The 6,942-nt window shown below is 67.7% G+C and carries 6 protein-coding genes; all 6 read right to left on the reverse strand.

Translation table 11 applies throughout. The features are described from left to right. Positions 1-200: 200 nt before the first annotated feature. The gene (locus tag VDP82_RS11820; RefSeq protein WP_323015049.1) at positions 201-2,585 is read right to left on the reverse strand and encodes a methyl-accepting chemotaxis protein; all 2,385 of its coding nucleotides are present in this window, start codon (positions 2,583-2,585) and stop codon (positions 201-203) included. A gap of 127 nt (positions 2,586-2,712) precedes the next feature. After that, positions 2,713-3,690, reverse strand: coding sequence for an acetyl-CoA carboxylase, carboxyltransferase subunit beta (gene accD / locus VDP82_RS11825; protein WP_323015054.1), 978 nt, complete (start codon positions 3,688-3,690; stop codon positions 2,713-2,715). Positions 3,691-3,789: 99 nt separating this feature from the next. Further along, positions 3,790-4,614 (reverse strand): tryptophan synthase subunit alpha, encoded by an 825-nt coding sequence (gene trpA, locus VDP82_RS11830; protein ID WP_323015050.1) that lies wholly within the window; start codon positions 4,612-4,614, stop codon positions 3,790-3,792. Between the two features lie 3 nt (positions 4,615-4,617). Beyond that, a complete protein-coding gene (gene trpB / locus VDP82_RS11835) occupies positions 4,618-5,829 on the reverse strand; it encodes a tryptophan synthase subunit beta (RefSeq protein ID WP_323015051.1) in 1,212 nt (403 codons plus the stop codon). A 46-nt stretch (positions 5,830-5,875) separates the two neighbouring features. Continuing rightward, entirely contained in the window at positions 5,876-6,523 is a 648-nt protein-coding gene (locus VDP82_RS11840) for a phosphoribosylanthranilate isomerase (protein WP_323015052.1), read from the reverse strand. Between the two features lie 9 nt (positions 6,524-6,532). Then, entirely contained in the window at positions 6,533-6,895 is a 363-nt protein-coding gene (locus VDP82_RS11845; RefSeq protein WP_323015053.1) for a DUF1049 domain-containing protein, read from the reverse strand. Positions 6,896-6,942: the final 47 nt, after the last annotated feature.

Here is a 6,942-nt window from a genome sequence, read left to right on the forward strand (position 1 = left end):
CGCGGCGGGTAATTGCGTTCTTCCCAGTCATTTTTCCTACCCCGTTTTCCAAAAAACCTTCTGCACCACCCATCTAGCCGGCAAGGGCGGGTCTTTGGCAAGCCACAAAGCGTGGCCGCAAGCTCTATCGGCAAAGCCCGCCGGGCAAACGAAAAAAGGCGCCCGAAGGCGCCTTTCCACCGATTCGATGCGCCCTTGGCTCAGGCGGCGATGCGCCCCGGCGCCGCGCTTGCCTGCAGGGTGAAGATATCCACCACCCCGTCGAGCTCGTTGGCCTGGGCCTCGGTCTGCTCGATGGCGGCATTGGTCTCTTCCACCAGCGCCGCATTGTGCTGGGTCATCTCGTCCATCTGCTGGATGGCGACATTGACCTCGCGGATGGCGGTGGCCTGCGCCTGGCTCTCGGCGGCGATGGATTCGAGCAGGCTGCTATTGTCGCGCGCCGTGTCGAGCATGCCGGTGAGCTGGTCGGCCGCCTCGCTGACCAGCCGCGAGCCCGAGCTCACCTCCTCGGCCGATTGCTCGATCAGCCCCTTGACCTCCGAGGAGGCTTCCGCCGCGCTCTGCGCGAGCCGCCGCACTTCCACCGCCACCACGGCAAAGCCCTTGCCCGCTTCGCCCGCCCGCGCCGCTTCCACCGAGGCGTTCAGGGCCAGCAGGTTGGTCTGGAAGGCGATATCGTCGATCAGCCCGATAATGTTGGAAATCTTGGCCGAGGACTGGGTGATCCGCTCCATGGCCTGGGTCGCCTGGGCCATCACCTCCCCGCTTTCCTCGGCGCTGCGCGATACCATGCGCGCCTCGCCGCTGGCCGTTTCGGCCTTGCGGGCATTGTCCAGAACCGTGGCGGCCAGCTGCTCCATGGCCGCCGAGGTTTGCTCGATGGTCGCCGCCTGCTTGGTGGTGCGCTCGGACAGATCATTCGCCCCGGAGAGGATTTCCCCGGTCGCGGTCTTGAGTGCGCCCGAGGTGCTGCGCAGCTGGCCGACGATTTCGCCGAGCTTTTCGGCCACCGCATTGGTGTCGTGCTTGAGCCGGGCAAAGGCGCCCTGATATTCGCCCCCGACGCGCCGCGTCAGGTCGGTTTCGGCCAGCGCCGCGAGCACGTCGCCGGTTTCCGAAAGCCCGCGATCCACGGTTTCGACCAGCGTATTGACGCTGCCCGCCAGGGCGTTGAGTTCGGCATCGGGGAATTCGGCATTGACCCGGCGCGAGAAATCGCCGGCGATGGCGGCGTCCACCACGTCGCCAAAGGCGCGTTGCAGGCTTTCCATCATGCGGGCGCGCTCGGCCTGGCTGGCCAGAACCTGGGCGGCTTCCGCCTCGGTCATATGGGCGATGCGCCTGGCGTTCTCGCGGAACACCTCCACCGCGCGGGCCATGGCGCCCAGCTCGTCGCCGCGGGTGGCGCCCTCGACCTCGATATCGAGATTGCCCTGGGCCAGCCCGTCCATGGTGGCGGTGAGGCGGGTGATGGGCAAAGTGATGCTGCGCGAGAACACCAGTCCCAGCCCCGCCACCACCGCCAGAAGGCCGGCGCCGATCAGCAGCATCATGTTGCGCATATTGGTCACTGGGGCCAGAACCTCGTCGGTGGCCATCACCGCCACGGCGGCCCAATGGCCGTTGATCGTGGCGATGGGCGCGGCGGCGGCCAGCATGGGCATGGCGCGATAGGCTTCGGTTTCGCCCTCGCTCGTCTCGCCGGTCAGGGCTGCGTCGAGCATGGGGCCGGCAAAGCCGGTCGCCAGCACGTCGCCGTCCTCGGTGAAGATGGAATCGGAGCGCAGCAGGCCATCTTCCCCCACCACGATCACCTCGCCGGTCTGGCCCAGCCCGGTGCGGTCTCCCACCACGTCGTCCAGCCGCTCGGAGGGCAGCTGGAAGGCGACGACGCCGATCTTGCGGCCCTGCGCGTTGAACACCGGCTTGGCCAGGAAACTGGCCGGCTGGTCGGCGATGGGGCCATAGGCGGCGAAATCGACGAAGGCCATATTGGTCTCGTCCTCGATGGCCAGCGCCGCGCTGAACGCCTGGCCGAGCGGGGAGGCGGCCAGCGGGCCGGCGGCGAGGCTGGTGCCGAAATCGGCGCGCTTGTGCACCGAATAGACCAGATAGCCCTTGAGGTCGAACAGATAGAGATCGCCATAGCCCCGCGCCCGCGCCTTGTTGCGGAAGCTGGGGTGGAAGCGGGTATGGGTGACGTCATAGGCGCCGGTGGTGCCCAGCGTTTCCAGCGCCGCCGGGTCGTCCTTGTTAGGGTTGGCCTCGACATAGAGCTGGCGCAGCTCGGCCGTCGGGTCGGTCTTGAATTGCAGCCAGGCGCCGGCGAAGTCGCGCAGCGCCTGGGCGGTCTCGCCCGAGCGCGAAGTGGAGTTGAGGTCTTCCTCCACCGAGCGCATATAGGAGGCCACCTGCCGGCCGCGCTCGGATGCGAGGGTAATGAGATTGGTCTCGGCCGAGGCGCGCAGCGCCTGGCTGCCGATGGCATAGCTGCCCAGCCCCACGCCCAGGCTGACCAGCAGGGCCGACCCCAGCAGCGCCAGCGGCAGCTTGCGGGCGATGGGCAAAGACAGTTTGGACATGGCGCTTCCCCCGGCAGAGTGGGCGCGCGATTCCGCCGCGCCCGTTCCGGGGAAAAATAGGTGAGCGTCCTTAAGTGCTGGTAAAGAGGGCCGCGCCCTCGCCGGCCCGCCCTTTTCAGCCCGGTGCTTACTCGGCGTGGGCGCCGGGCGGCGGGGTGGCCAGGTCCCCGTCATCGGTTTCGGCCGCCAGCGCTGCGTCGCGCAGGCTGGAGCGGTCGGTGAGGGCCGGGGCGCCGGCCAGGGCGGCCGAGGGCTCGGCGCGGGTCAATATGCCGGCCAGCGAGCCGATGGTGGCGCGCAGATTGTGGCGATGCACCACCATGTCGACCATGCCGTGCTCATAGAGATATTCCGAGCGCTGGAAGCCCTTGGGCAGCTTTTCGCGGATGGTCTGCTCGATGACGCGGGCGCCGGCAAAGCCGATCATCGCGCCGGGCTCGGCGATATGCACGTCCCCCAGCATGGCGTAGGAGGCGGTGACGCCGCCGGTGGTGGGGTTGGTCAGCACCACGAAGAAGGGCAGGCCGGCTTCGCGCAGGCGCAGCACGGCCACGGTGGTGCGCGGCATCTGCATCAGGCCCAATACGCCTTCCTGCATGCGCGCGCCGCCCGAGGCGACGAAGAGCACGAAGGGGGTCTTGCGCTCGGCGGCGGTTTCGAGCCCGGTGATGATGCCCTGGCCGGCGGCCATGCCCAGCGAGCCGGCGAGGAAGTCGAAATCCTGCACGGCCACGGTCACCGGGCGCTCATAGAGCTTGCCGGTGGCGACGATGACGCTGTCGTCATAGCCGGTCTTGGCGCGGTTTTCCTTGAGCTGGTCGATATAGCGCTTCTGGGCGCGGAACTTGAGCGGGTCGGTGGCCACCGAGGGCACCGGCACCAGCGTGAATTCGCCATCGTCGAGGAAGGTCTTGAGCCGGTCCACCGGCTTGATCTTCATGTGATAGCCCGAATTGGGCACCACCCACTGATTGGCTTCGAGATCGCGATAGAACACCATCTCGCCCGATTCCGGGTCCTTGACCCACAGATTCTCCCCGATATCGCGCTTCTGTCCGAGGATGGAGCGGATTTTGGGGCGGACGAAATTGTCGATCCAGTTCATGGAATGGGCCTTTTGCGGGGACTTACGGGTCACCTAGGGGTCAATTATGGCTTTTCTTATCAGGGCCGGGGCGGAAGGGCAAAGGCGCCGGGGCGGTTATCAGACCCGCGCCCGCTTTACCCCCTGGGCCAGGTCGGCGACGATGGCGCGCACCGCGGCGACGGTTTCGGGCCCGCTTTTGCCGGCCCTGGCGGCATTGCCCACCGCCTCGACCAGCACCGAGCCGACCACGATGGCGTCGGCATGGCGGCCGATTTCGGCGGCGTCCTCGGCGCTCTTGATGCCGAAGCCGACCGCGACCGGCAGGTCGGTATGGGCCTTGATGCGGTCCACCGCATCGCCCACGGCGGCGCGCGACTTGATGGCGGCGCCGGTGACCCCGGTCATGGAGACGTAATAGACGAAGCCCGAAGTGTTCTTGAGCACCGCCGGCAGGCGGGCGTCATCGGTGGTGGGCGTGGTCAGGCGGATGAAATTGAGCCCCGCCGCCAGCGCGGGCAGGCATAGTTCGGCATCTTCCTCGGGCGGCAGGTCGACCACGATCAGCCCGTCGACGCCCGCCTGCTTCGCCGCGGCGAGAAATGCGTCCACCCCGAAGATATAGATGGGGTTGTAATAGCCCATGAGCACGATGGGGGTTTCATTGTCCTTGCGGCGGAAATTCTCGACCATGGCGAGCACGCCGCGCAGGGTCTGGCCGGCGGCCAGGGCCCGCTGGCCGCCAAGCTGGATGGCGACGCCATCGGCCATGGGGTCGGAAAAGGGCATGCCCAGCTCGATGATGTCGGCGCCGGCCCCGGGCAGGGCGTCCAGAATCGCCTGGCCGACCGCCAGGTCGGGATCGCCGGCCATGATGAAGGTGACGAGGGCGGGGCGGTTGGCCGATTTCAGCGCCGCGAAACGGGTGTCGATGCGGGTGGTCATGGTCTACAAAAGCCCCAGATAATTGCCGACGCTTTCCACGTCCTTGTCGCCGCGCCCCGACAGGCACAGCACCACCGACTGGTCCTTGCCCATCTTGGGGGCCAGCTTGATGACCTGGGCCAGCCCATGGGCGCTTTCCAGCGCCGGGATGATGCCTTCCATCCGGGTGCAGAGCTGGAAGGCGTCGAGCGCCTCGGTGTCGGTTATGGGCGCATAGGTGACGCGCCTGGTGTCGTGCAGGAAGGAATGCTCCGGCCCGACGCCGGGATAGTCGAGCCCGGCCGAGATGGAATGGCCTTCCAGGATCTGCCCGTCATCGTCCTGCAGCAGATAGGTGCGGTTGCCGTGCAGCACGCCGGGGCGGCCGCCGGTCATGGAGGCGGCGTGGCCGTTTTCCACATCCAGGCCATGCCCGCCCGCCTCGGCGCCGTAGATGGCGACCTCGGGGTCGTCGAGAAAGGCGTGGAAGGTGCCGATGGCGTTCGAGCCGCCGCCGACGCAGGCGACCACGGCGTCGGGCAGCCGGCCCTCGGCGGCCTGGAACTGCTGCTTGAGCTCGGTGCCGATCACCGACTGGAAGTCACGCACCATCTCCGGATAGGGATGGGGGCCGGCGGCGGTGCCGATGAGGTAATAGGTGCTCTCGACATTGGTCACCCAGTCGCGCAGCGCCTCGTTCATGGCGTCCTTGAGCGTGCCGGCGCCGGCGGTCACCGGCCGCACCTCGGCGCCCAGCATCTTCATGCGCAGCACGTTCGGCTTTTGCCGCGCGACGTCGGTGGCGCCCATGAAGATGGTGCAGGGCAATTCGAACTTGGCGCAGACCGTGGCGGTGGCCACGCCGTGCTGGCCGGCGCCGGTCTCGGCGATGATGCGGGTCTTGCCCATGCGCTTGGCCAAAAGGATCTGCCCGAGGCAATTATTGATCTTGTGGCTGCCGGTGTGGTTGAGCTCCTCGCGCTTGAACCACACCTTGGCCCCGCCCAGATGGCGGGTGAGGCGCTCGGCGAAATAGAGCGGGCTGGGGCGGCCGGTATAATGGGTGGCCAGGCTTTGCAACTCGGCCCCATAGGCCGGGTCGGCCCGGGCGGCGCGGTAGTGGCGCTCGAGGTCGAGGATGAGCGGCATCAGTGTCTCGGCGACGAAACGCCCGCCATAAAGCCCGAAGCGGCCGTGCTCGTCGGGGCCGTTGCGCAGGGAATTGGTGCCGTTCATTGGGTTTTCCCCCTCGAAGCGCCGAGGGGAGCCCCGCGCGTAGATCCTAATTGGCCGAGCGCGCGTTGGCGATGAACGCCTCGATCAGCCGCTTGTCCTTGACGCCGGGCGCGCGCTCCACGCCCGAGGACACATCCACCCCGAAGGGGCGCACGGTCGTGATGGCGTCGGCGACGGTTTGCGGCGTCAGGCCCCCCGAAAGCATGAAGGGGATGGACGGGTCAAGAGCTTCCAGAAGCCCCCAGTCGAAGGTATCGCCCAATCCGCCCGGCCGGTCGGCGCCCTTGGGCGGCTTGGCATCGAGCAGGATGCGGTCGGCCACCGTGGCGAATTGGGCGACATTGGCGACGTCCGCCACCGAGCCGATGGGCAGGGCCTTGATGATTTCCACCCCCGCCTCGGCGCGGATGGCCTCGATGCGGTTGGGGGTCTCGGGGCCGTGAAGCTGGATCCAGTCCGGTCCCAGCGCGGCGACCTCGGCCACGCAGCTATTGTCGGGATTGACCAGCAATACGCAGGTCTGCACCCGCCCGCGCGCCTGCGAGATCAGATCGCCGATCTGCTCGACCGAGGCGTGGCGCGGCGAGCGCGAAAAATGCACGAAGCCCACCATGTCGGCGCCGGCCGCGATGGCCGTTTCCAGGATGTCGGGGGTCTTGATGCCGCAGATTTTGATGACGAGGGGGTCGGCCATCTTCTTCGCTCAGCGCAGCTCCAGGAGGTCGTCGGTTTCGGCCAGGGAGCCGGGGGCGGCCTGGCCCTGTTGGCGGCGCAGCTTTTCCAGCTCGCCATTGAGCATGCCGGCCTCGCGGCGCCAGTGCCGCTCGCGGCGGCGATGCGGGCCCTGGGCCAGCCAGGTGGCCGCCCCGCCCAGCAGCACGCCGATCAGCAGCACGGCATAGAGCACCACGAAGAGCGGCACGCCATAGCCGGGCGCCACGGCGCCGTCGACGCGAATGAAGGGATTGAAATAGACCGCCACCTCATGGCGGTTGGCCAGGGCGAAAAGGATCAGGCCCAGCGAGAGCGGGACGAGGATCACCCAACCGACAATCCTATTGGCCATGAAACCTTCTGTCCGGGGAGCCGGGCTCCCTTTTGTCCCTGCCGGCC

Origin of the sequence: Devosia sp., from assembly GCF_034675085.1 — a bacterium.
Taxonomy (GTDB): Bacteria; Pseudomonadota; Alphaproteobacteria; order Rhizobiales; family Devosiaceae; genus Devosia.

Coding starts and splice junctions, on each gene's coding strand:
- VDP82_RS11820 (WP_323015049.1), bottom strand. CDS start 2,585: ATGTCCAAACTGTCTTTGCCCATCGCCCGCAAGCTGCCGCTGGCGCTG.
- trpA (WP_323015050.1), bottom strand. CDS start 4,614: ATGACCACCCGCATCGACACCCGTTTCGCGGCGCTGAAATCGGCCAAC.
- VDP82_RS11840 (WP_323015052.1), bottom strand. CDS start 6,523: ATGGCCGACCCCCTCGTCATCAAAATCTGCGGCATCAAGACCCCCGAC.
- trpB (WP_323015051.1), bottom strand. CDS start 5,829: ATGAACGGCACCAATTCCCTGCGCAACGGCCCCGACGAGCACGGCCGC.
- accD (WP_323015054.1), bottom strand. CDS start 3,690: ATGAACTGGATCGACAATTTCGTCCGCCCCAAAATCCGCTCCATCCTC.
- VDP82_RS11845 (WP_323015053.1), bottom strand. CDS start 6,895: ATGGCCAATAGGATTGTCGGTTGGGTGATCCTCGTCCCGCTCTCGCTG.